The organism is Halobacteriovorax sp. HLS, from assembly GCF_004006665.1.
Classification (GTDB): Bacteria; Bdellovibrionota; Bacteriovoracia; order Bacteriovoracales; family Bacteriovoracaceae; genus Halobacteriovorax.
The window spans coordinates 83,981-107,218 of sequence record NZ_QOCL01000001.1; the positions used below are offsets into that span (position 1 = coordinate 83,981).

Here is a 23,238-nt window from a genome sequence, read left to right on the forward strand (position 1 = left end):
ATTACCCCTTAACTGAGGCTATTTATACTCATGAATCAATATTTTTGCAAACCAATTGCAATTTTTGTCCTATTTATCCCAAACTTTCTTAAGAAATTGGTCCCGTCCTGAGTTATATCTATAAAACTTGTATCGAACAGGGCTTTTTTGATAGAAGTCTTGATGATACTCCTCCGCAGGAAAGAACTTATCTAATTTGGTTACTTCGACAACTATTTTTGAACTGAACCTACCGCTCTTTTCAAGGTCGCTCTTACTTTTAAGAGCAGCTTCTTTTTGGGTCTCGTCATGGAAGAAAATAGCAGGTCGGTACTGGCTGCCCTTATCAACAAATTGCCCATGAGCATCTGTTGGATCAATATTCTTCCAAAATGTGTCTAATAAAGTCTCATAACTTACTAAATTCTCGTCATAAGTAATTTGAATAACTTCAGTGTGTCCTGTTTTACCCGCACTAACCTCTTCGTAGGTCGGGTTTAAATCATGACCTCCAGCGTAACCAGAAATAGTGGACTTAACCCCTTTAAGCTTATCAAAAGGAGGCTCCATACACCAAAAGCAGCCTCCAGCAAATGTAGCCTGTTTAATATTTTCCTTGGCCATGACCACTCCTCCAAATAAAATAAAAAGAATTGTACAATATAGAGCTTTTTTCATAAATTCACCATTAATTAACTATTATTTAGTATCATAGAGATTGGCCTATATGGCCATAACACTTAGTGAGACAGAATATGGAATTGTTACAAAATATATTATTGCTTTGAGAGTTTAATGAAAGTCATTATTACAATAGTATTTCTAATTTTTAGTTTAAGTTCATTCGCTCAGAAGTACCCTAGAGTAGTTTTTGTCTCTCCAGATCCTAAGAACTCTGAAAATGAATTCTGGCCAACGACCTACTCTCATTTAATCAAATCAGCTTCAGATCTTGGTGTTGAACTTGAAATAATTTACACGAACTCTCACCATTCATTTTATATGGAAGCTATTAGACAATTAGTTCAGCGACCAATTGCAACCCGACCTCAATATTTCATAGGTCTACCTTACAAATACTTTGAGTTAGATATTCTTAGTCTATTACAAAAAGCAGATATTAAGGCCTTCTTTGTAAATATGGATATTGATCCATCAGGTAGAAAGAAGATAGCAAAGCCTAGAGAAATTTTTAAAAACTGGATTGGACACTTTTATCCTGATGATTACGATGCAGGAGAATTAATAACGAGAGAAGTTGCGAAGGCCTGCTCTATAAATAAAAATATTATTGCAATTACCGGAAATCATCTATCATACGCCTCTCTACAGAGGGAGCAGGCTTTTAAAGATATCTCTAAAGAATATCATTTAAAATTACAGCAAGTTTTCTCTGCCTCTTGGAAGAAGGCGAATGTAGAGAAAATGATCCCTCATATAGAATTGCGATATCCAACAACCTGTGGCTTTGTTGTCGCAAGTGACTCAATGGCAGAGGGAGTAATTGAAAACTCAAAGAGAAGTTATCATATCTGTGGAATAGACTGGACCTCTAACGGTTTTAAATTAATTGAAAAGGGTAAGCTTCTATGTTCTGCTGGAGGACATTTCTTAGAGCCAGCATTCGCTCTAGTTGCACTTTTTGATTATCACAACGGCATAGATTTTAAAAATGACTTAGGAGTGACTTATAAAACCCCTTTTGCCATCGCAACGAAGAAAAATGTTCGCAGTATCTTGCAGACATTTTATGGAAATAAGAAAAAGTTAAACTTTAAGAAGTTTTCAAAATTCTATTCTAAACATAAGAAATATAATTTTAAGCTGAACTGACCACCCTTTATAAGAGTGGCCAATAGTCTAACCTACAACTATATTTACTATCTTATTTGGAACAACAATGACTTTCTTAATTGTCTTTCCTTCTATCCATTTTTGAGCAACTTCACTTTCAAGAACTATTTTTTGAATTTCGTCTTTTGAAGCATCAATAGAAATATCCATCAAGAATCTCATCTTACCATTAAATGAAACAGGATATTTAAAAGTACTTTCTACAAGATAGGACTCATTAAGCTCTGGCATTGATGCAAAAGTAATACTTTCAGTATTTCCTAATTTCTCCCAGATTTCTTCACACAAATGAGGAGCAAATGGAGAAAGTATTTTGATAAGGTCAGTTAATACTTCTCTATTATTACACTTAAGCTTTGCAAGATCGTTTACACAGATCATAAATGCCGAAACAGAGGTGTTGAAAGAGAATGTATCAAGATCTTCTAAGACCTTTTTCAAACAAGTATGGAAAGTCTTCAATTCTTCTTTACTTGGTTGTTCATCACTTACACTGAATTGTTCATCGTTATGAAAGAGGGCCCAAACTTTCTTTAGGAATCTATGAACCCCTTCAATACCGTTGGTATTCCAAGGCTTTGATTGTTCTAAAGGTCCTAGAAACATTTCATAAAGCCTTAAAGTATCTGCTCCATAATTTTCAACAATTGTATCAGGGCTTACAACATTGAACATTGACTTACTCATTTTCTCAACAGCATAACCGCAATTATAGACTTCTTTTCCATCAATTGTTTCCGTTTCAAACTCTGCATCTTTAAACTCTGGTCTCCACTGTCTAAAAGCAGCAAGATCAAGCTGATCATTTTTCACAATATTAACATCAACATGGATTTCCTGAGTATCGTACTTATCCTTTAAACCAAGTGAGACGAACTTATTTGTCCCTTTAACTCTATAAACAAAGTTCGATCTACCTTGAATCATTCCTTGGTTGATAAGTCTTTTAAATGGCTCTTCTTTACAAACATGCCCAATATCAAAGAGAAATTTATTCCAGTATCTCGAGTAGATAAGGTGTCCGGTAGCGTGCTCAGCTCCTCCAATATAAAGGTCAACGTCTTGCCAATACTCATTTGCATCTTTAGAAACTAAAGCTTCTCCATTATGAGGGTCCATATACCTAAGGTAATATGCAGATGAACCTGCAAAGCCTGGCATCGTTGACATTTCTAAAGGATGGCCATCTTTGGTTTTCCAGTTCTTTGCTCTTCCAAGTGGGGGTTGACCATCTTCGGTTGGAAGAAATTTATCGACCTCAGGAAGTTCTAATGGAAGATCTTCCATTGATAGCGGATGTGCTATTCCATCTTTAAAGTAAATTGGAAATGGTTCTCCCCAATATCTTTGACGAGAGAAAATAGCATCTCTTAACCTAAAGTTAGTTTGCTTTTTTCCAAGACCTTTGGCGTCTACCGCCTCAATCATCTTTGCGATTGCTTCTTTAACTTCAAGACCATTTAGGAAATCTGAGTTCATCATCTTTCCACTTTTGGCATCGTATGACTCTTGTGAAATATCTCCACCTGAAACAACTTGTATAATTTCAATATCAAAATGTTTTGCAAACGCATAGTCTCTAGAGTCGTGAGCAGGTACTGCCATAATGGCCCCTGTACCATATCCACCTAAGACGTAATCACCAATCCAAATTGGAATGTCTTTTCCTGTGAAAGGGTGCACACAGTAAGCGCCAGTAAAAACACCAGAAACTCTTTTAACGTCTGCAAGTCTATCTCTTTCTGTTCTCTTTTTCGTCTCTAATAAATAGTCTTCTACTGCTGTTTTTTGAGCGCTCGTAGTTACCTGATCAACCAGTTCACTCTCCGGAGCAAGAACAACAAAAGTCGCACCAAAGATTGTATCGGCCCTAGTAGTGAAGACTTCAAACTGAACATCACTATCTTTAACCTTAAACTCTATTTGTGCACCAACTGATTTTCCAATCCAATTTTTTTGCATTTCTTTTAGTGAATCAGACCAGTCTAATTCATCCAAATTCTCAAGTAGTCTTGTCGCGTACGCTGAAACTCTTAAACACCACTGTTGCATTTTCTTTTGCTCTACTGGATGAGATCCACGAACAGATAGACCATCTTTTACTTCATCATTGGCCAAGACCGTTCCAAGAGCAGGACACCAATTAACAGCAGTCTGAGCAAGGTAAGCAAGTCTAAACTCTTGGAGAACTAGCTCTTTTTGCTTTTCATCGAATCCATTCCACTGCAAGGCAGAGAAGTGCTCAAATTCACCACAGTGTGCATTTACTGCTTCACTACCGTTTGAGCTGAATTTTGAAATAAGCTCAGAGATAGGTTTTGCTTTATTTTCATCTAAATCATAGTAGTGTTCAAACATTTGGATAAATGCCCACTGAGTCCACTTATAGTAATTTGGATCACATGTTTGAACTTCTCTAGACCAATCATAAGAAAACCCAATATTGTCCATCTGCGCTCTATAGCGAATAATATTTTCTTTAGTTGTATTGGCAGGGTGTTGCCCTGTTTGAATAGCATATTGTTCAGCAGGTAGCCCAAACGCATCATATCCCATTGGGTGGAGAACATTAAAACCAGACAACCTTTTAAATCTTGTATAAATATCGGAAGCTATATAACCAAGTGGATGACCTACATGTAATCCTGCTCCTGATGGATATGGAAACATATCTAAAATATAAAATTTTGGCCTTGTCTTATCTTCACTTACTTTAAAAGTTTGATTGTCACTCCAAAATTTTTGCCATTTATTTTCTATATCTACAAAATTATAGCTCATTGCAACATTCCTTTGAGGATGAATAATTTTAAAAGGTAATTTTTAAAAAAGTTTTGCTACATTGTACAGAAAAAGCCTGAGTTTTGTATGGAAAAGAGAGTATTGGCCCATTGTTTGGGCCAATTTCTAGTAGATATATTGACCGATTTTCAAGACACCTTCATATCCTGAATCATTTGTAGAGAAAGTCGTCTGTTCCATGCAATCATTTGCATAATTGTAGTTATAGTCATCTTGTCCAGAAACGAGAACTCCAACAACTTTACCGGTGTTCTTATTCACAACTGGAGAACCTGAGTTTCCACCAAATGAACTGATATGGGCCCCAAAATTCTCATCATCATCTTCATTGATAACAACTCTTCCTTCAGTAAATTTTAACATAAGTCCAAATGGATGACCCATCATTTGAAGTGGTTCATTTACTGATGGTCTTGCACTTGTATCAACCTGAAGTGGAGTAGCATTTTGAACAGCTCTATCTAAAGTTATTATCGTAAAATCTTGATTCTCAATTGTTGTATTAGCAATATTAAAAACTTGATCTTCAGAAATAAAAATTTCCGAAGAATATTGTGGATTATTTGAAACTATTTTTGTTCCAGCGTTATTAATAGAAAAAATAACTCTAACGTCTTCTTTGTCAGTATCCCAAAAACAATGACCTGCACTTAGAACACTCCTCTTGTCAGTATTTACAGCGTTATAAAGAAAGCCAGAGCAAAAACCTGGAGACTTCTCGTCCTTAAAAGAAACATTAGAACACGCAGGAGCTCCAAAGCTCTCCTCTAAAGTTTCAGAAATTAGTTGGTAAATCACCTTTCCATTTAATCTGCCAATCGCCTTAAGATTCTTTGCTTCAATTAACATGGCCGTGCTCTTCGCCATTTCATATTCACGCTTTCCAATTCTAGAAGAACAAATATCGACCCGATCATCAGTACCATAAATGGCCTTAAGCTTAACTTTGCTATCGCACTGAGAAACTGAAGAGAAATTATACTTTTGAACCGTAAGATCTGTTACACCCGACTGATCTGGTGATGAGTCATTTCCACTTCCACAAGAAGTTAGAATAGATAGAGTTAATGTAAATAATAATGAATATGAATGCTTCATATGACCTCAAATTTGTTTTAATTTCGGCCATACTCTTACAAATGACGCGCAAAGTCTACAGATTTGTATAAACTCAATACTATTTACAGAATTTAAAAATAAATCTACCTAAGGCACTGAAATTACTAAACCAAAGTTTCGAATGACTCTGGATCAAGCACTAGCTCCCCTGCTCTTTCTTTTTCCCTCATAAACTTTACAATCTCGTCTTGGGCCTTATTAATTGCAGAGGGCGCTTTGGCAATATCTAACTTATAAAGAAATTCCTCTCTCATCGTATCTGTTACTTCACTCATGAGCTCATAAACCAGCTCTTTAGAACTCATTCTCAGTGCCGCTGCAAGAAGGTCTAGATTAACCTCAAGAAGAAATTTTTGTTTCATCTGTGTCGTTAAGTACCTCAAGCGATCAATAACTTCAATTTGCTCCCTAATATTATTTGAGAGAACATGATTATCTTCTGAAATCTTACGTAATAGCTTTTCTTGTTCACTCTCCGTAAGTCCATTAAATGTATCAACACTTAAGCCCTTTAGCTTTGTTTGCTTTTTATCTACGATTGAATGAATAGACTTATAAGTGACAGCTTCCATTGACTCAGTAAATGCCACTCCAATTTTAAATAACTGAGAATCAGACTCCACTCCGACTGTGTAAGGAGCAATATACTTTATCTCACCAAGATGACCCGAATCCATTTTCTGATCAGTTATAGCAGTAATATAAACGCTATCTCCTTCACTAAGGCCCTTGATCTCTGATTCATGAATAACAAGACTAAGCCCTTCAGTAGAAAGGTCTTTTAAAATAGAAGACAAGGTCCTTACATTAGAATTGTCTCCATTAGAAGAAGTCTTAAAAGTTACATTTTTAAAATCTTGATACTTAAATGAGAAGCGTTCTATTTTTCTTCTCTCTTTCATCATAAGTTCAACAGGAGTTTTGAAATTTATCTCAAGCTCTTTAGTCATGAAAGTTTCTTTTTTAAAAAGAGCATCTCCGGCCGCATAGTGAACGAAGAGAGTTTCGTCTTTAGTAAGAGGATACTCTGATTTTTTATAGGACGGATCTAACTCTATGATAGTGTTTGAGTCATTAACTTCAGTGATAACTCCAGAGAACTTTATCTTTTCACCGTTTCTATTTTGCCAAAGAGTTACAACCTCTGAATTCTCACAGATTTTGCGTAGCTTAGAAATAATTATATCTTTTCGATACGTTGACCACATCTTCATAAAAATATCTTTCCTTGAAGAGGTTATTATCTCAAATTTTTCAATTATTTACAGCTATTTTTTAAAAAACTACAATAGATTCTCCATAAAGAAATTTAATGTATGACCTGTTTGTAGAGTTCTGTTCTTACGCTTTTTAACTCCGTGTCCTTCATCTCGAAAGAGAACTAAAGTTGACTTAATTCCTTTACTATCTAACATTTTTTTAAACTGAATAGACTCACCTGCAGGAACTCGCGGGTCGTTGACTCCTTGAATAATCATGAGAGGATTTTTTAATCTATCAATATAGTTAATTGGAGATAGCTTCTCTAAAACGTCTCGGTCTTTCTCTAGTGATCCATACTCTGTTTCTCGAACATATCTTCTATGTGGCGCTGTATTTTCTAAGAAAGTTACTAAACTGCTCATACCTACCCTCGCAACACCAGCGTCAAAGTAATCAGCGAAAACAGTCATAGCGTATAGAGTAGAATACCCTCCATAAGAGCCCCCTGTGACACCAATCTTAGGAACAACACCATCAAAACTCCAATGTTTTTGTACATGGACGGCACAATCTCGAATGTCAGTTATAACGTCCAATCTCTTGGCCCCATTATCCGCATTAAGCCACTTTTTTCCATAACCTCTACTTCCTCTAACATTAGGCTTAACGTAAACAAAGCCTCTACTGGCGTACATTTCTGAAACAGTGCTAAAGCTTGGAATAGATTGTCCTTCCGGACCTCCGTGAAAAGAAATTATGACAGGACAACTCTTTTTAATACATTGCTTAGGTCGCTTTACAATCATTGGTATCTTTGTTCCATCTTCTGCAAGATAGTATTCATTAGTCCACTGCGTGAAGTGATCTGTTTTAACTTCAGGAGTACTAGGCAATGTCCATTCAACTAAAGTCCCTCTACTCCAATCATAAACAAAGCTGCTTCGAGGTTTATTGTAGAAGCTCTGTCCAAAAATTGTGTAGCGCCCATTCGAAGTTGAGTCTCCAAAGTAAGTATGTAAAGCCGAACTCATTTTTGGAAGTCTGATTTGTTTATAGTTTCTGGCGCTAATACCTTCTATTTCATAACGTCCATTATTATTATAAAGAATTAAAATTCGTTCATCATTCCTAGACTTTGAAAAGCTCGAAACATCCATTGACTCTCTAGTTGATATTGCTTTAAATTTCTTTGTGTCATAAAGATAGAGCTTATGAAAATCAGAGAACTTATTTGTTTGTACGAGATAATGACCTTTTTGAGCGGAATATTTTACGTAGTAAGACTCCGACTCATTTTGACCTAGTAATGGTGATAATTTTTTAGTCTTTTCATTAAAAGTGTAGATCTCATTTGTGACATTTCCAGTCGCATGTGAAAGTAGCATTTCCCCATCTTCACCCAGATCAGTTATGCTCCAATAACCTTCCCCTTTAAACAACAACTCTTTATCCATTGTAGCTAGATTCATCTTATAAATCCCCCATACTGTTGGGGAGATATTATTGGCCCTAAAATAAATATATTTTCCATCTCTGGATTGTCGCATATAAGTGGTCTTAATCTTATCTTGCCCAAAAATAAGCTCTAAAGGCCCACCAGATGGAGACTGTTTATAAAGTGACGGATACTCATTTCCACCATCATCTCTGCTATGAATAAGCCATTTCCCATCTTCTGTTATATCCTGTAGATATGTTGGATTATCTCCCCCTGTTAACTGAATTGGAAACCTCATAGGACCATCTATCTTCCAGACCTGACTCGTCCCAGTTACAGACCATGAAAAGAATAGATTTTTACCATTTGGTGAGAGTTGGCCAAGACCAGTTGTCCTGATCTCTTGCTGAGATTCAATTTCATTAACAAGTTCTTTAGCCAGCGCCTTAGGTGCGTAGAGGTTTAAGTCCTCACTAGATACACTCTCTGCCCCATGGCCAGAATAAGTTTTTTTTGACGAAGATATATGAGAACAAGATAGAAGTACTAACGTACTTAGAAATAGTAGTAATTTCAAAATTTCTCCTAGATTTATTTATAATAAATCTAGAACTTATGAAGAAAATTGTCTACTTATTCAATATCACAGGATTTCTTTTGAACACTGAAAAACTCTTTTCGATTAAGAAGTTCTGCACGAGATTTTTCGACATTTAGAAGTCGATTTATTTTGGCCAATTCTTCAGTATTGTAAATTGCTTCACAAATTTGATCGCTCAACTCCACATACTTTATAAGAAATTTAACCGTTTTCTTTTTGCCAGATTCATTCTCACTAGCAGAGGCCATATAGCTAACATCTTTAACAGCTTTCATATACTCGCTAATCTCTTTAAGACCTAGAGTTGCCGCCGTTCCATAAATACGATCAACCAGCTGGCCAAAAGTCTCAAAACCGGAGTTATTTTCCATTTTAGACTCGATCAAGCTGCTTATTGCCATAGTCATATTCTTTCTAATTTCTTTGATCTCATCAACAAAGAAAGTTTTCATTTCATTATCCATAATGTCCTCTTGCTATATTTAACGGCACAAATTTGAATAAAATTTAATTTCAATACGAATCTTTTGCTATTTTAACAATAAATTAATATTTAGGGACAACATCTCAAGATTTCTTCATAAACTGATGTATTTATTACAGTTTACCAGCAAGACTCATTGCGCAAAACCTAGTGTAAATGCTATATAGCTCCTATGAATAAACTCAATAACAATCTCCTAAAGGTACCTCTTTGCAGTCTTAATTTAGACTTCTCAGACTCAGTCGTAGAGAAGGCCATTGAGATAGTGCGTAGTGAGCTCGACTTAAAGGGAATCAAGATAGAACTTCATTTTTGGATATCTGACGAATGGTTCTGTCCTGACGGTATCACAGGGATTGCTATTCCCTTCTATCTACTCAGCAAAGAGTTAATCGAACTAGAGAAACAATATATAGGATACGCAGAAGGAGAAGATCTTAATTGGTGTTTGAAGCTTATTAGGCACGAGGTAGCACATGCCCTAGATAATGCCTACGGCCTTAGAGAGCTTACAAAAAGAGCAGAATTATTTGGCCGTGTCCAAACCCCATACCCCAAAGAATATACCCGAAGGCCATACTCAAAAAGGTATGTAATCAATCTAGAGGAAAACTACGCTCAATCTCACCCGGAAGAAGATTGGGCTGAAACATTTGCTGTTTGGCTTGATCCGAACTCTAATTGGAAAAAGAAATACGCGAAGTGGCCGGCCATAATGAAACTAGAATATGTAGATAGTGTAATGAGAAAACTCAATCCTAGAGAGTTAATTACCTGTGAAGATACTCTAGATGAAATTTCAACTCTCTCAATTACAGTGGAGAAATACTTAGAAAGAAAACTAAAGTCAAAGAATAAGTATAAGAAGCAATTATTTGGAAGAAACTTAAATCGTATATTTAAACCTGGTAGTCATAATAATGCCTCTAGCTTTCTTTCCAAAAGAGAAAAAGAGATTTGCTCTAAAGTTGCAAAAACTACAAATCAATACCATTATATAGTTAAGGATGTTTTTAAAGAACTTAAGCAGGAGTGCAAAGCAAAAAGCTTAACACTTAAAAAACCGAGTTCTCAAACCAAGAAAGAAATTGAAGCTCTCTTGTATAGAAAAACAATTTCATATATCAAGCAAGGACAACATAAGGTTATTATGTGAAAATTTTGGTTCTCATGCACAAGGATCTAGTGCCACCACTTAGCAAAACAGAAGATGAATTCGACAGAGATGAAGTTCCTTGGATAACCGAGTGGGATGTCATGAGAGGTCTTGAGGCCCTTGGTCACACTGCAATCGCAGTTGGAGTGATATCAGATCTAAAAGTAATCAAAGATGCTATCGATGAATATAGTCCTCACTTAATCTTTAACTTACTTGAAGAATTTGATGGAGAGGTTCTATTCGATCAAAATGTTGTTAGTTATTTAGAACTCCTTAGAGTTCCCTATACGGGATGTAATCCACGTGGGCTTATGCTTGCTAGGGATAAGGCCCTGGCCAAGAAAATATTACTTTATCACCGACTAAAGACGCCTCGTTTTCAGGTTTTTCCAAAGAATAAAAAAACTAAGAAAAATAAGTCCCTGTCTTTTCCACTCATTGTAAAATGTCTTACCGAGGAAGCTTCCCTCGCCATATCTAAAGCTTCAGTTGTTCATAGTGAAGAAAAGCTCTATGAGAGAGTCCAATATATAAATCACAAAATTGGAGTTGACGCTATTGTTGAGGAGTTTATTGAAGGCAGAGAGTTTTATGTAGGTATTCTTGGTAATTACAAATTAAAGCCCTTACCTATTTGGGAATTAAAGTTTGAAAAGGTAGAACATCCTGAAAAAGAATTCTACTCCAGAAGCGCTAAGTGGAATACTAAGTACAGAAATAGAAAAGGAATCACGACAACTTTTGCAACTGTTAGCAAAGAGGAAGAAGAAATAATAAACAAAGTTTGTAAGCGTGCCTACAAGCATTTAAATCTAAATGGATATGCTCGTATAGATCTTAGAATGACTAACACTGGTGAAGTCTATATTATTGAAGTGAATCCAAATCCAAATATTTCTAAAGACGATGACTTTGCAACTAGCGCTAATCATTTAGGAATGACGTATCCAATGGTTCTCAAAGATATTTTAAAACTGGCAAAGGGCTGGGCCAAGAAAGTCTAAGGTGCATTTTTTACGACTTGAACAATTTTTTGATTCAATTTGTCTGGAGTTATAGGTTTTATCAAGTAACCAGATACTCCCGAATTAATCGCCTCAACGACATGTGCCCTATCGCTATCAGCAGTAATCATAAGAAAAGGAACTTCTTTAAAGTCATTGCTTTGTTTTAATTTATTTAAAAAACTGATTCCATCAAGCCGAGGCATATTCCAGTCAGCTAAGATTAATTGAATAGGCTTGTCTTCCATATAAGAAACTTTCATAACTTTGAGAGCATCCTCTCCATCGACCGCAGAAGATAGGTTTTTGAATCCTGTCTTTCTTAAAATGACTTTAATTAAGTTTCTCGTATCTACATCATCTTCAACAACAAGAATTCTTAGAGTATTTGTTAATTTCATGAATTAATTATAACGCTAGATTAAATAAGTAAATCATAAGATTTCTTTAAAAGATGCTAGAGGGAATCAAGCTCAGCAAGAAGCTTCTTTACTCCCGGAAGGTTCTCAGGCTTCTTTAATTGGGCCTCTTTTTCTAGAGCTTTTAAGAACTGAAGAGGAAGCATTTTTTGAAGCATATTTACTAGCCAAATAGGAATAGAACCTTTTGGATCAACTAAAATGGTCATCCTAACCCAAGCTTTTTTATCTTTTCTTCTAAATTCGAGTGTTCCGTACGGCATATCTGCTCGAACTATGTCATCAAAGTGAGGATACTTTTCGTGTGTGACAGAATGGGTATCAACGACTAAGACTTTATTTTTACGATCTAGTCTTAATTCATTAATTAAAACCATATCTCTATCCGTAGCAGGCCAAGGTAGATCATTATTATTATAAGTAACGGCCTTCACATCTGAAATATCTTCTATCGTTTTTTTCTCGACCATATTTGGGGCCCAACGTGACGTGCCCTCAACATCTCTGAGTACTTGTAATACATTTTCAAGAGATGCATCTAAGACCGACTCGGCCTTAAACCCTACTATTTGTGAATCCTTTGCTTTTTGAGAGTGAACCAGTACTCCATCTTTACTATAAACTTTTTCCCAGGCATCAGCTCGAAAGTGCTTTTCAAGTTCATTCCCAAAGACACTTGAACAAAAAAGTAGGATTATAAAAGTAAATTTTTTCAAAGAGTTGGCCTTATATTTGTGATTTTTTATATGCTAACATACTATGGTTTTTTTCAAATGGGAAAAATTTTTCAAGTAATAAGATCAAATCAAATTCAATAAAGTACTCCTCAATACCCTAACCATAAGCTCAACTATGTAATAGATCAAAAATAGTAAATAAAATTTTGTCTAAAGATACTTATTTTTATGAAGTATAAAAACCACTCCCCGATAAATAGAAATACTAAAAAGGAGAATTAATGAAGACACTAATAATAATTTGCTTAGCACTTTCTATGGTCCCTACTCTCGCTGACAACATAAAGGATCGAGCAAAATCTAAAGCGAGTAAATATATTTCTGGTGCCTTTACAGGTACGGAGATAATTACTCAATTAAAGAAATCAAACGCACCAAAAGCAAGAGAATCAAAAAATGCTCCTGCCGACATTGATGCAAAAGATAAACAATGGAGAGCATGGAAAAAAGGTGCTGCTCAACCACAATTTGTGAAAGATGTTTTAGACGCTCAGTGCTCACAATTACTAGCAGGCTTTAATTCTCGCTATAGATTTGCAACAGAAGCTTTTGTAATGAACAATCGAGGAGAAACAATTTGCGCCTCACCACCAACTTCTGACTATGACCAAGGAGATGAAGAGAAGTGGTTCAATGTTTTTGTTAATGGTGAAGACCCTCATATAAGTGAGCCAGAAAAAGATGAGAGTTCAGGGGAATTCCAATTACAAGTCTCATATCCAATAAAGGAAGGAACTTCAAAATTGGGTGTTATTACCATCGGCGTAAAAACGAAGTAAACCCTGATTTTAATCACTTTTATAGGTGCGATTAGTAGCAGATTAACCTAGAGAAACTTCTTAAACTATTTGCATACTACTTCTATAAGGAGATTAAGATGCAAGTAGAATCAACTAGAGAATCCTCTCTTGTTTCCATTAAAGTTAAAGATATAATGACAACTGAGCTATTCGTGCTCTCTCCAGATCATAATCTAAAAGACTTAGACACTATAATGAACTGGAAATCAGTAAGGCATATACCTGTTGTCGAAAATAATAAAATGGTAGGACTCATTACCCATAGAGACTTACTTAAAGTACTTGTCGAGATGTACTCATCACTTTCCACCAATGCAGACCTAAGAGAGTCAATACTTGTTGGAGAAGTAATGAACAAAGAGATCTTTGTTGTGTACCCTGAAACTCCTCTACAAGAAGCTGCTTCAATTATAAAAGAAAAGAAACTTGGTTGTTTGCCTGTTGTAGATGAGCAAACAAATTCCCTAATCGGTATTATTACTGAAGCTGACTTTGTGAAGTTCTTCGTTGATCAAGATATATTAACAATGAGCTAACTATTTAAAAAGGCGATGATCCTTCATCGCCTTGGCTTTTTTGTTATTTTCTACTAATATCCATTCATGATTCTACAACTAATAACAATTCTAGTCCTTAATCTATTTGCTAATCCATTTAGTGTTGAAATTGAAACAATTAGACCAACTCAATTTAGTATTGGAAAAAAAGAGGCCTTAAAGAAAATTAAGAAAATTGAAAAACTTTACGCCAAGGGTAAACTTTCAAAATATCTAGAAAAGAAAACTGCTCCTGCTATTAAAGGACCCGAGAATCACTTATGGATAATTGACAGACATCACACTAGCTACGCCATTTTAAATTCTGACATTCCATCAGCATATAAGAGAATACAAGTAAGAGTTATTCATGATTGGAGTAATCTAGAGCGTAAAGAGTTTCAAGCTAAGATGATCAAGAATAACTTTGTCTACCTTAAAGACACCGACTTTAGGCCAATTGCATTCAATAAACTTCCAAGACATATAGCAGACCTAGTAGACAATCCCTTGAGAAGTATTGCCTCCAGAGCATTAGATGAAAAATGTTACAAAAAAACAGATACTCCCTATCAGCAATTCTACTGGGCCGAACACTTCTACAATATGGGTACTCCAAATAAACTAGTAGAATTGAGTGAGGTTCTTCCTCTGTGCCACATTAGAGAAGCACGAGAACTGCCTGGATTTATTAAATAGAATCAATAAGTTACAAATATCTAAACGAATTAGTTTGCCTTTTCTACAAAAGTTTTATATATCAAACAGTAAATTTACTAAAGGATAAATATGAAAACTATAATCTTCTTACTACTAGTATCTGCCCTATCTATTCAGGCCAGTGAACTTACGATTTATACTTCAAGAAAAGAGCATTTAATAAAGCCAATTCTAGACCTTTACACTAAAGAAACTGGCGTAAAATTTAAATATACAACTAACAAAGATGGTGCCTTAATTGAGAGATTAAAAGCAGAAGGAAGCTCAACTCCAGCTGACCTACTCTTTACAGTTGATGGTGGAAACTTATGGTTTGCATCTACTCAGAACCTACTAGAGCCTATTAGCAGCAAAACACTAGAAGAAAATATCCCTAGCAATTTTAAAGATCCAAAAAATCAATGGTTCGGTTTATCTCTTAGGGCCAGAACAATAGTATATAGTACTAAAAGAGTTAAAGAGTCAGAGCTTTCTACTTACCAAGATCTAGCAGATAAGAAATGGAAAGGAAGGCTTTGCCTAAGAACTTCGAAGAAAGTTTACAATCAATCACTAGTCGCTGAACTCATCGATACTCTTGGAAAAGAAGAAGCTAAGAGAGTTGTTGCAGGATGGGTTGCCAATAATGTTGAGATCTTCTCTAATGATACTGCGGCAATAAAAGCTATTATTGCTGGTCAATGTGACGTCACAATTGTGAATACTTATTACTTTGGAAGACTACTAAAAGAAAATAAAGATCTTCCTGTAAAAATATTCTGGCCAAATCAGAAAACAAAGCTTGGAGTACATATAAATGTTTCAGGAGCAGGTGTTCTAAAATATTCTAAGCATAAGAAAGAAGCTACAAAGTTTTTAGAATGGCTATCTAGTGGAAAGGCACAAGAGCTATTTGCTTCTGTAAATATGGAATATCCAGCAAATCCAAATGTTAACTTAGACCCATTAGTAAAAAGCTGGGGAAGTTTCAAATCTGACAAAGAGTTTAATTTATCCAAAGCTGGAATGCTACAAAAGGATGCTATCAAGCTAATGCATGAAGTTCATTACAAATAGTTTTGGAGGCTTAAACAACAAGCATTCCACTCAAAAAGTATTCATTCTAGCAATATGTACTCTAATCATGTTGCCCTTTATGGCCTTAATTTATAAGGCCATTTTTGGTTTTGAAGCTGACCCTACAGTATGGGATCATGCTCTAAAGAATGTAGTGCCATCTGTTATTTATAATACATTCATGCTCGCCGTTTTGACTTTATTATTTTCACTGACACTAGGGCTTATCGCGGCATGGCTTTGCTCATTTACAAACTTTAAATACAAAAAGTTATTACACTTCCTCTCAATAGTTCCACTAATCTTTCCACTATATGTTCTAGCGTTTATTTATGTTGGATTATTTGAGTACTCTTCTGGATTCATGGAGTTTTTTCGTGAGTCTTTGGATATTAATCTTCATAGCTATTTTAAGATAAAGTCTATTCTAGGAAGTTCATTGATTTTTTCTTTTGGATTATTTCCTTATGTATATTTAATGTTAAAACAATCTTTTGATAATCAAGGGCCACAACTATTCCAAGTCTCGAGGTCACTGGGTCTAAGCAAAATACAAACATTTTTTAAAATCTCAATTCCTATGGCAAGGCCGTGGATTCTTGCCGCCACCACAATTATTTTAATGGAAACTCTCGCCGACTTTGGAGCCGTGTCAGTTTTCAATGTAGATACATTCACAACTGCAATTTACCAATCATGGACAGGTATGTACTCTCTTTCAACAGCAACGAAGCTAAGTACTTTCCTAATAGTAGTGGCAATTTTTATACTTTTAATAGAAGTGAAATATACTGAAAAACAAAAATACACTTCTAAAAAGAGTAACAAGAGTAATAATATCTTTATCCTTTCAAAATCGCAGCAACTTATTGCTTCAGTATGGCTACTAATTACAGCTTTACTAACTTTTATAATCCCGATAACTCAACTACTCTTGTGGGTAAGAAACCTTATTACAATAGAGCAAATTGAAAAGAATATTCCTTATCTTTTAAATTCAATTAAGATTGCTCTTACCACCGCTATCATAACTACTATAGTTGCATTACTTGTGTGCGCGGGAGCAAAACTTATAAACAGTAAGTTTTGGACAAGAGTGAATAAGGCATCAACTCTTGGCTATGCCATTCCAGGAAGCATAATAGCGGTAGCTGTTTTCAGTTTATTTACACAAATAAAATCAATTCTTGGCCCGTCCATAGATCAAAACACATTTCTCTATATTATTTTAATTGTTGGATTAATGACAAGATTTCTTTCTCTTGCCTTTAAAAGTATAGAATCTGCTTTAAAGAAAATTTCCAATAATACTGATAAAGCGGCTAGATCAATGGGAGCACGTCCCATTGAGATTCTTCATAAAATATATATCCCTATTATAAAGGGCGGTATATCGAGCGCTTTTATAATGATTTTCATTGAAGTTATGAAGGAGATGCCAATGACCCTAATGTTAAGACCATTTGGTCATGACACATTGTCAGTTAAAGTATATGAATTTACTTCTGAGGGCGAGTGGGAAAAGGCCTCCATTGCAGGTCTAATGATTGTGCTAACAGGAATGATCTCAGTTGCCCTATTAATTTTCTCATCTCGCCAAAAAAGGGAAAGAATATGAGTATCCTTACAGTAGAGTCTATTAATTTCAGCTATCCAGATAATAAAGTAATAAACAACCTTAGTTTCGATTTAGAAGAAGGCGAAATTCTTTGTGTTCTTGGAGAAAGTGGTTGTGGAAAGTCGACACTCTTTCATTGTATATCTGGGTTTGAAGATATTTCAAGCGGCTCGATAAGCTACAACGGTGAGATTATCTCTTCTAATAATTTTACGAAATCACCTGAGACAAGAAATATTTCTCTGGTTTTCCAAGATTATGCTCTTTTTCCACATTTAAATATCGAACAAAACATCCGTTTTGCAATACGAAAATCAAGTAAGAAGGATCAAGATAAAATCTTAAATGACGTTCTCTGTCTTGTTAATCTAGAGAAAGAAAATAAGAAATACCCTCACGAGTTATCTGGAGGCCAGCAACAAAGAGTTGCCATTGCAAGATCAATTGCAAGTGGTAGCAAGCTAATTCTCTTTGATGAGCCATTTAGTAACTTGGACCCTACTCTTAGAAAATCGTTACGATTAGAGCTTAGAGAAATTTTAAAAAAGGCAAAAATTAGTGCTATCTTTATAACTCATGATCAAAATGAGGCGTATGATATAGCAGACAGAATAGCTATTTTAGATAATGGCCAAATAATTCAAGAAGCTACCCCAAGAGAAATATATCAAGGACCTAAGAATTTATTTGTAGCGAACTTCTTAGGTAGTAAAAATACTATCCCAGCAAAATATAATAACGATAAAAATACATTCTACTGCCCTCTATTCGAAATGCAGGCCACTTGTAAACACGACTCTAATAGGAGCTATTTCTTCTACATTCCTTCGGATGCTATAAGCACAGAGCTATGTGACAAGAATAAATATATGTTCAAAGTTATCTCTAGCCAATTTAGAGGAGATCACTTCCACTTAGCTCTAGAGTGTAATGATATTCAACTACAACTCTCCCGATCGAGTAGTGACATGGAAGGTTTTTGTGACGATGAACTTTGCCTTTACTTCGACTTTGATAAGATTAGAATTATTACAAACTAATCAATTTGAGGAAAAGGAACTGAGAGGATCAGACATACCATTTTCAAATACATCAGCTCTATAGGAGTAACAACATTATCACTAAGAATTCCTCTGACTAATGACTTAATTAACTTTTCAGTCTCCTCGTCTTTCAGAAACTTTAACGACTCTAACGATTGTTTTACGCACTTATAATTTAACTGAGACTTGTCTCTTAACGTGATACTTACCCCTAGCTCCTTGATCGCCTGAGAAAAAGAACTCGTATCATTTTTAGAATTATTTGATGTCAAATTCCAAAAGCTTAGAACTACACTCACTTCCTCCAAGTTATCAGTGAGAAGACTTCCTTTCTTATACCTAGTATCCAACTTATTTTCATTAATTAAGCTCTCTAAAACACTTAGTAAAAGAAATTCGCGAACATTAGTTTTTGAGTCACTAAAGATTAGAACATTAATAACTTCGAACATCTTATCTCTGTCTTTTGACTTCAACCTCTTTAATGCGGGCATTGCTAATTCGATCAAAGAAAAGCGAGCTTTTTGTGGCATTGAAATCATGTTATCAACGATTTGAATTAGACTTTGTAAAGATGATTCATCTAATCGCTCCCTTAATAAATCAATTTGATCTTGTCTTTTTTTAAAATTATTGTGATCAACAAATAAGGAATAGATAACAAGAACACAGTCTTGCTTCTTATACAGAAAGTTTCTAACTTCAAGAGGTATAAGTGTATTTAAAATATTTTGACTATTAACAAGAGATGCGTCATCAACACTGCCAATGCGATTTATAATTCCTACTTGATTTTCTTCATCGTTAATTAACCCTTTCTTAATCAAGTGCTGCGTAGCCTTTTTCTTTTCTTGGGCCTTCCATTTTTCGTCAAAGACTTCTTTTTCAAAGTCATGTCTCTCATTTTTTAAAAAGTTCTCTCTATCAAACTTTGGATCAACATGTTCAATACGGCTAAGAATTGTTGGATGAGTGGCCATCATACTATTTAAGCTCAATCCCTGTGAAAAGAACATATGCGCAATTTGCTTAGAGCTTGTACTGCTAATCCATTTCGTTTGTTGTAGATATATTTTTTTAAATAATCTAATCAGTGATTGAGGATTTCGAGTGTACTGAACAGAACAACTATCTGCGAGATATTCTCTTTCTCTAGATATTCTCGCCTGAATTAGAGACGCAAAAAAGTGACCAATATAACCTACTACAAAGATAGCAAGTCCTACAATAACAATAGAACCAGAGGAGTCTTTACTATTAGATCTTCTCACAGTTCTTCTAGAAGATCGCGCTCTCATCAACACCCTACCGATTTCACCAATAACAAGTATTCCAAATAGGACTGCTATCAGTCTCATATTTAGTAGCATATCTCCATTAAAAATATGTCCGTATTCGTGAGCAACAACGGCCTGCAATTCATCACGGTCTAGGTAGTCTAATGTTCCTTGTGTTACACATATGGCGCAATCATTAATATCATGACCTGCTGCGAATGCATTGATACTCGACTCTCTGTCTAAAACAAAGATGGCCGGTATCGCTACTCCACTAGCAATACTAATCTCCTCAACCACATTTCTATAAATGAGTTCTTTTTCTGTGAGCTCACCTTTAAGTTCTCTGGCACCTAGCATTTTTGCAACACTTCTTCCTCCACTTGAGAGTTGAAGTTTTTTAAGGAAATAGGCTCCAGAGATGATAAGGATTGTTCCACAGGTCGTAATAGCAATACACTTAAGTATCGCAGCACTAAAAAATCCAGTCGCAGAAGTATTGTGACCTACGAACGAAATATAAGTGTAGATTCCAACAATATTGACGGCAATAATTATTCCTACTACAGAGAGTAGGAATAAATAAATATATGATCTTGTCTTTGAACGAGATTGACGTTGTTTTTCCCAAAAATTCATTTTTAGAATTCTACTTTAACTGCTTCTCTTTCAACATTATTAGTAATTTCCCAAAGAGTTGCCGCAATGAAATTAAACATTCCTGCAATAATATTAGAAGGAAAAACTTCTCTTGTATTATTATAATCTGTCACAGAATCATTATAGTGTTGTCTTGCGAATGAAATTTTATTTTCAGTACTCTTAAGTTCTTCCATAAGATCACTCATAGTAGAATCTGATTTAATTTCAGGGTAGCTCTCACTTACTGCAAATAACTTACCTAAAGTTTGAGAAAGCATTCCTTCCATTTGCATAGAGTTTTTCATTCCTTCTATATTTCCAGCATTACCACCTAAGGCCTTCATCGCTCCAGCCGCTTGATTTCTTGCCATAATTACTGCTTCAAGAGTTTCACGCTCGTGAGACATAAACTTCTTAGCTGTTTCTACAAGATTAGGAATTAGGTCATACCTTCTTTTAAGTTGAACATCAATTTGCTTAAAAGAATTCTGATACTCATTTCTCTTTCTAACTAAGGAGTTATATATACCTATAAAATAGAATATTAAGAACAAACCAATTAGAGCGAATACCGCCATGCCGATGAAAATAATTTCCATTATTACTCCTAAATTATCTTTATAATTTTATTATTAAGTATACTTTATTACATTAAAATAATTCTTACTGAAATTCAACTTGCCACCAAGCTTGAATCTCCGAACAGGGAGAATTATTCTTATTACCGCAAATATTCCCACCAGGATGTCCTTTACCATTATGGCTTCCTGCAGGCATATTTATCATCTCATTATTAGTCGCACTCCCTCCGGCACCTGGAGAAGGACTAAGAAGAGAATTAAAATGCTGGTCATAATTAACTGCGTGACAACTTGAGCATCTACTGTCTAGTAGAGGTTTTACATTATTTTGATAGAAGTCATACCCTTCGATACTTGGAGCATATGTATAAATATTTTGAGGAGAATTAGCTAGAGCGATCTCTTGCTGATTTGAATCAATAGCATAACCGTATAACTGGTGAGCGCTTCCATCTCTATATTGAGAAGGAATGAAGAATATGAAACCATGATTTCCTGTTACACTACCTCCAGGAAGATTCGCACTCACACTTCCTAGAAATGTTCCACTTCCCTTTGGTCCATCGAGATAGAATTCAACTTGAAGTGTACTATTGACATTAAAACTATCTCCTGCCCAACCATTAATCTTTCCCAAAGAGCTTATAACATCAACACTTCCCATGACACCGCTTCCACTATTAGTTGGAGGATTATCTACAACAGGAGGATTAAGTTGAGAAAACTCTAGGGCATACCAATTCGCAAATTTTTCACAAATACCTTCTGTAGAATTAGCACATTTGACTCCACCAGCGTGGGCCATACTTCCAATCATTTTCATATTAAGAGTTGAGCCTTGATAATTTGTAGAATTCATCATGAGCGCCTTAAGCTGATCATATTCTCCTACACTGATCGGTGCTCCGCCATTACTAGAGTGACAAAGAAGACAGTTTTGAGCTTGAAGTGCAGGACTAACAACTTCTTCATAGTAGCTATAGGCATTTGCATAATCAGTTGAAGGTGTACTAATTTCAGAAGGTGCAGTGCTTGAAGTATCATAAGAAGTTGAAGAACTGTTTTTATTCTTATAGTTAACTTTTGCATTTTGAGGAGTGATCATTAAGTCGCAGTGAGTATATGTTACTAACAAAACGACAACGAGAACAATACTTGACCATTTAAATTTATTTTCCATTTTTTCACCTTCTAAAGAAATACTATTTTCTATTCGGATGTTTGAGTAAAATATTAAGGTCGAAAATTCCCATTTTATGCTCTTGAGATATCAGGTAAACTAATACCATTGTGAGGTTTAAATGAAACAAAGTTTTTTAGTCAAGATTGTCTTATTTTTAGTTTTTTCTTTTTCTTCAATGGCCGCGAGTAAAGGCGTCATAGTTGATGTTAACCTCTCTCCAGCAGGCAGTTTTCAAATCAAAGGTAAGCTCAAGGGTTCAGTTACTCAAAAAGGCGACAAGTTAATTTCCAATTCACTTTATGCTTCTGTTCAAAAGTTTAAAACAGGAATGGATCTTAGAGATGACCACACAAAAAAGAAACTTGAGTATAAGAAGTATCCAAAAGTTGAAATATTGAAGGCCGCAGGAAAAGACGGGAAAGGTCAGGCCATTATCCAAATTAGATCTATAAAGAAGAAGGTCTCCTTTACATATAAGAAATTAAACTCAAAGTATATTCAAGCAGTTTTTAATTTAAGTCTTAAAGACTTTAACTTTGAGGGTATAAACTATATGGGTGTAGGTGTAAAAGATATTGTTAAAGTAACTGCTACTGTACCGGTTAAGTAATGATTAAGAAGACTTTACAATTACTCCTTTTAATAACTAGCACTTCTTGTGGACAGTCTTGGAATACAAACTCTAAAGACTTTCTTCTTAGTGGAAACGGAATTGACCCCTCAAATACAAATTTGGTTACGGCATTTGCAGTTATAAATGATGAATGTATTTCTTGTCACACGGGCTATCACAACTCTTGGTCAACTCTAAATACTGACCAATTGTGGATTGCCAATGGGTCTATTGTTGCAGGTAGTGCACTATCGAGCCCTCTAATTACAAGGCTAAAAAATAGAGGTGGAGATATGCCACTTTTAAGCCCTACTCTCACAGAGACTCAGTATAATGCTCTTATTAATTGGATTGATGCTCTCTAGTTTAG

At 35.2% G+C, this 23,238-nt stretch carries 22 protein-coding genes; 11 read left to right on the top strand and 11 right to left on the bottom strand.

Features of this window, described 5'->3' with window-relative positions:
* Positions 1–69: 69 nt before the first annotated feature.
* Complete coding sequence (gene msrA / locus DPQ89_RS00450; protein WP_241558763.1) at positions 70–657, bottom strand: peptide-methionine (S)-S-oxide reductase MsrA; 588 nt, start codon at positions 655–657, stop codon at positions 70–72.
* Positions 658–774: 117 nt separating this feature from the next.
* Here msrA and DPQ89_RS00455 point away from each other — a divergent pair, with 117 nt between their 5' ends.
* The gene (locus DPQ89_RS00455) at positions 775–1,812 is read left to right on the top strand and encodes an ABC transporter substrate-binding protein (RefSeq protein WP_127714039.1); all 1,038 of its coding nucleotides are present in this window, start codon (positions 775–777) and stop codon (positions 1,810–1,812) included.
* Positions 1,813–1,839: 27 nt separating this feature from the next.
* Here DPQ89_RS00455 and leuS read toward each other — a convergent pair whose 3' ends face one another.
* From leuS to DPQ89_RS00480, 5 genes are all read right to left on the bottom strand, one after another.
* Positions 1,840–4,614, bottom strand: a complete 2,775-nt coding sequence (gene leuS, locus DPQ89_RS00460; RefSeq protein ID WP_127714041.1) for a leucine--tRNA ligase — start codon at positions 4,612–4,614, stop codon at positions 1,840–1,842.
* Between the two features lie 126 nt (positions 4,615–4,740).
* Positions 4,741–5,733 (bottom strand): serine protease, encoded by a 993-nt coding sequence (locus tag DPQ89_RS00465; RefSeq protein WP_127714043.1) that lies wholly within the window; start codon positions 5,731–5,733, stop codon positions 4,741–4,743.
* A gap of 125 nt (positions 5,734–5,858) precedes the next feature.
* Positions 5,859–6,968 (bottom strand): FliG C-terminal domain-containing protein, encoded by a 1,110-nt coding sequence (locus tag DPQ89_RS00470; protein WP_127714045.1) that lies wholly within the window; start codon positions 6,966–6,968, stop codon positions 5,859–5,861.
* Between the two features lie 69 nt (positions 6,969–7,037).
* Positions 7,038–8,972: a prolyl oligopeptidase family serine peptidase gene (locus tag DPQ89_RS00475; protein ID WP_127714047.1), complete on the bottom strand. Its 1,935-nt coding sequence runs from the start codon at positions 8,970–8,972 to the stop codon at positions 7,038–7,040.
* A 56-nt stretch (positions 8,973–9,028) separates the two neighbouring features.
* Entirely contained in the window at positions 9,029–9,460 is a 432-nt protein-coding gene (locus DPQ89_RS00480) for a hypothetical protein (RefSeq protein ID WP_127714049.1), read from the bottom strand.
* A gap of 192 nt (positions 9,461–9,652) precedes the next feature.
* On the opposite strand from DPQ89_RS00480, the gene DPQ89_RS00485 reads away from it, so the two are divergent.
* Together DPQ89_RS00485 and DPQ89_RS00490 are read left to right on the top strand one after the other, a co-directional pair.
* Positions 9,653–10,636, top strand: a complete 984-nt coding sequence (locus tag DPQ89_RS00485) for a putative zinc-binding metallopeptidase (RefSeq protein WP_127714051.1) — start codon at positions 9,653–9,655, stop codon at positions 10,634–10,636.
* Positions 10,633–11,643 (top strand): ATP-grasp domain-containing protein, encoded by a 1,011-nt coding sequence (locus tag DPQ89_RS00490; RefSeq protein ID WP_127714053.1) that lies wholly within the window; start codon positions 10,633–10,635, stop codon positions 11,641–11,643. Before DPQ89_RS00485 ends, DPQ89_RS00490 begins: the two co-directional genes overlap by 4 nt.
* On the opposite strand, the gene DPQ89_RS00495 is transcribed toward DPQ89_RS00490, so the two are convergent.
* Both DPQ89_RS00495 and DPQ89_RS00500 read right to left on the bottom strand, forming a co-directional pair.
* Entirely contained in the window at positions 11,640–12,044 is a 405-nt protein-coding gene (locus tag DPQ89_RS00495) for a response regulator (protein WP_127714055.1), read from the bottom strand. The two genes, DPQ89_RS00490 and DPQ89_RS00495, sit on opposite strands and share 4 nt — an antisense overlap.
* 56 nt (positions 12,045–12,100) lie before the next feature.
* The gene (locus DPQ89_RS00500) at positions 12,101–12,778 is read right to left on the bottom strand and encodes an START domain-containing protein (protein WP_164848202.1); all 678 of its coding nucleotides are present in this window, start codon (positions 12,776–12,778) and stop codon (positions 12,101–12,103) included.
* 242 nt (positions 12,779–13,020) lie between these two features.
* Between DPQ89_RS00500 and DPQ89_RS00505 the strand changes: the two genes are divergently transcribed.
* The 6 genes from DPQ89_RS00505 (at position 13,021) to DPQ89_RS00530 (ending at position 18,569) form a co-directional block, all read left to right on the top strand.
* Entirely contained in the window at positions 13,021–13,578 is a 558-nt protein-coding gene (locus DPQ89_RS00505) for a PDC sensor domain-containing protein (RefSeq protein ID WP_127714059.1), read from the top strand.
* A gap of 98 nt (positions 13,579–13,676) precedes the next feature.
* A complete protein-coding gene (locus tag DPQ89_RS00510) occupies positions 13,677–14,135 on the top strand; it encodes a CBS domain-containing protein (protein ID WP_127714061.1) in 459 nt (152 codons plus the stop codon).
* 66 nt (positions 14,136–14,201) lie between these two features.
* Positions 14,202–14,834, top strand: coding sequence for a ParB/Srx family N-terminal domain-containing protein (locus DPQ89_RS00515; RefSeq protein ID WP_127714063.1), 633 nt, complete (start codon positions 14,202–14,204; stop codon positions 14,832–14,834).
* Between the two features lie 90 nt (positions 14,835–14,924).
* On the top strand, positions 14,925–15,911 hold the full coding sequence (locus DPQ89_RS00520) for an extracellular solute-binding protein (protein ID WP_127714065.1): 987 nt from the start codon (positions 14,925–14,927) through the stop codon (positions 15,909–15,911).
* The gene (locus tag DPQ89_RS00525; RefSeq protein ID WP_127714067.1) at positions 15,892–17,529 is read left to right on the top strand and encodes an iron ABC transporter permease; all 1,638 of its coding nucleotides are present in this window, start codon (positions 15,892–15,894) and stop codon (positions 17,527–17,529) included. The genes DPQ89_RS00520 and DPQ89_RS00525 overlap by 20 nt, the downstream gene beginning before the upstream one ends.
* Complete coding sequence (locus DPQ89_RS00530) at positions 17,526–18,569, top strand: ABC transporter ATP-binding protein (RefSeq protein ID WP_127714069.1); 1,044 nt, start codon at positions 17,526–17,528, stop codon at positions 18,567–18,569. Before DPQ89_RS00525 ends, DPQ89_RS00530 begins: the two co-directional genes overlap by 4 nt.
* Here the strand turns inward: DPQ89_RS00530 and DPQ89_RS00535 are convergent.
* The 3 genes from DPQ89_RS00535 to DPQ89_RS00545 form a co-directional block, all read right to left on the bottom strand.
* On the bottom strand, positions 18,566–20,488 hold the full coding sequence (locus tag DPQ89_RS00535) for a M48 family metalloprotease (protein ID WP_127714071.1): 1,923 nt from the start codon (positions 20,486–20,488) through the stop codon (positions 18,566–18,568). The genes DPQ89_RS00530 and DPQ89_RS00535 overlap by 4 nt on opposite strands.
* Before the next feature lie 2 nt (positions 20,489–20,490).
* On the bottom strand, positions 20,491–21,090 hold the full coding sequence (locus DPQ89_RS00540) for a LemA family protein (protein WP_127714073.1): 600 nt from the start codon (positions 21,088–21,090) through the stop codon (positions 20,491–20,493).
* A 64-nt stretch (positions 21,091–21,154) separates the two neighbouring features.
* A complete protein-coding gene (locus tag DPQ89_RS00545) occupies positions 21,155–22,252 on the bottom strand; it encodes a hypothetical protein (RefSeq protein ID WP_127714075.1) in 1,098 nt (365 codons plus the stop codon).
* A 121-nt stretch (positions 22,253–22,373) separates the two neighbouring features.
* Between DPQ89_RS00545 and DPQ89_RS00550 the strand changes: the two genes are divergently transcribed.
* Positions 22,374–22,865: a YceI family protein gene (locus DPQ89_RS00550; RefSeq protein ID WP_127714077.1), complete on the top strand. Its 492-nt coding sequence runs from the start codon at positions 22,374–22,376 to the stop codon at positions 22,863–22,865.
* Entirely contained in the window at positions 22,865–23,233 is a 369-nt protein-coding gene (locus DPQ89_RS00555) for a hypothetical protein (protein ID WP_127714079.1), read from the top strand. The genes DPQ89_RS00550 and DPQ89_RS00555 overlap by 1 nt, the downstream gene beginning before the upstream one ends.
* Positions 23,234–23,238: the final 5 nt, after the last annotated feature.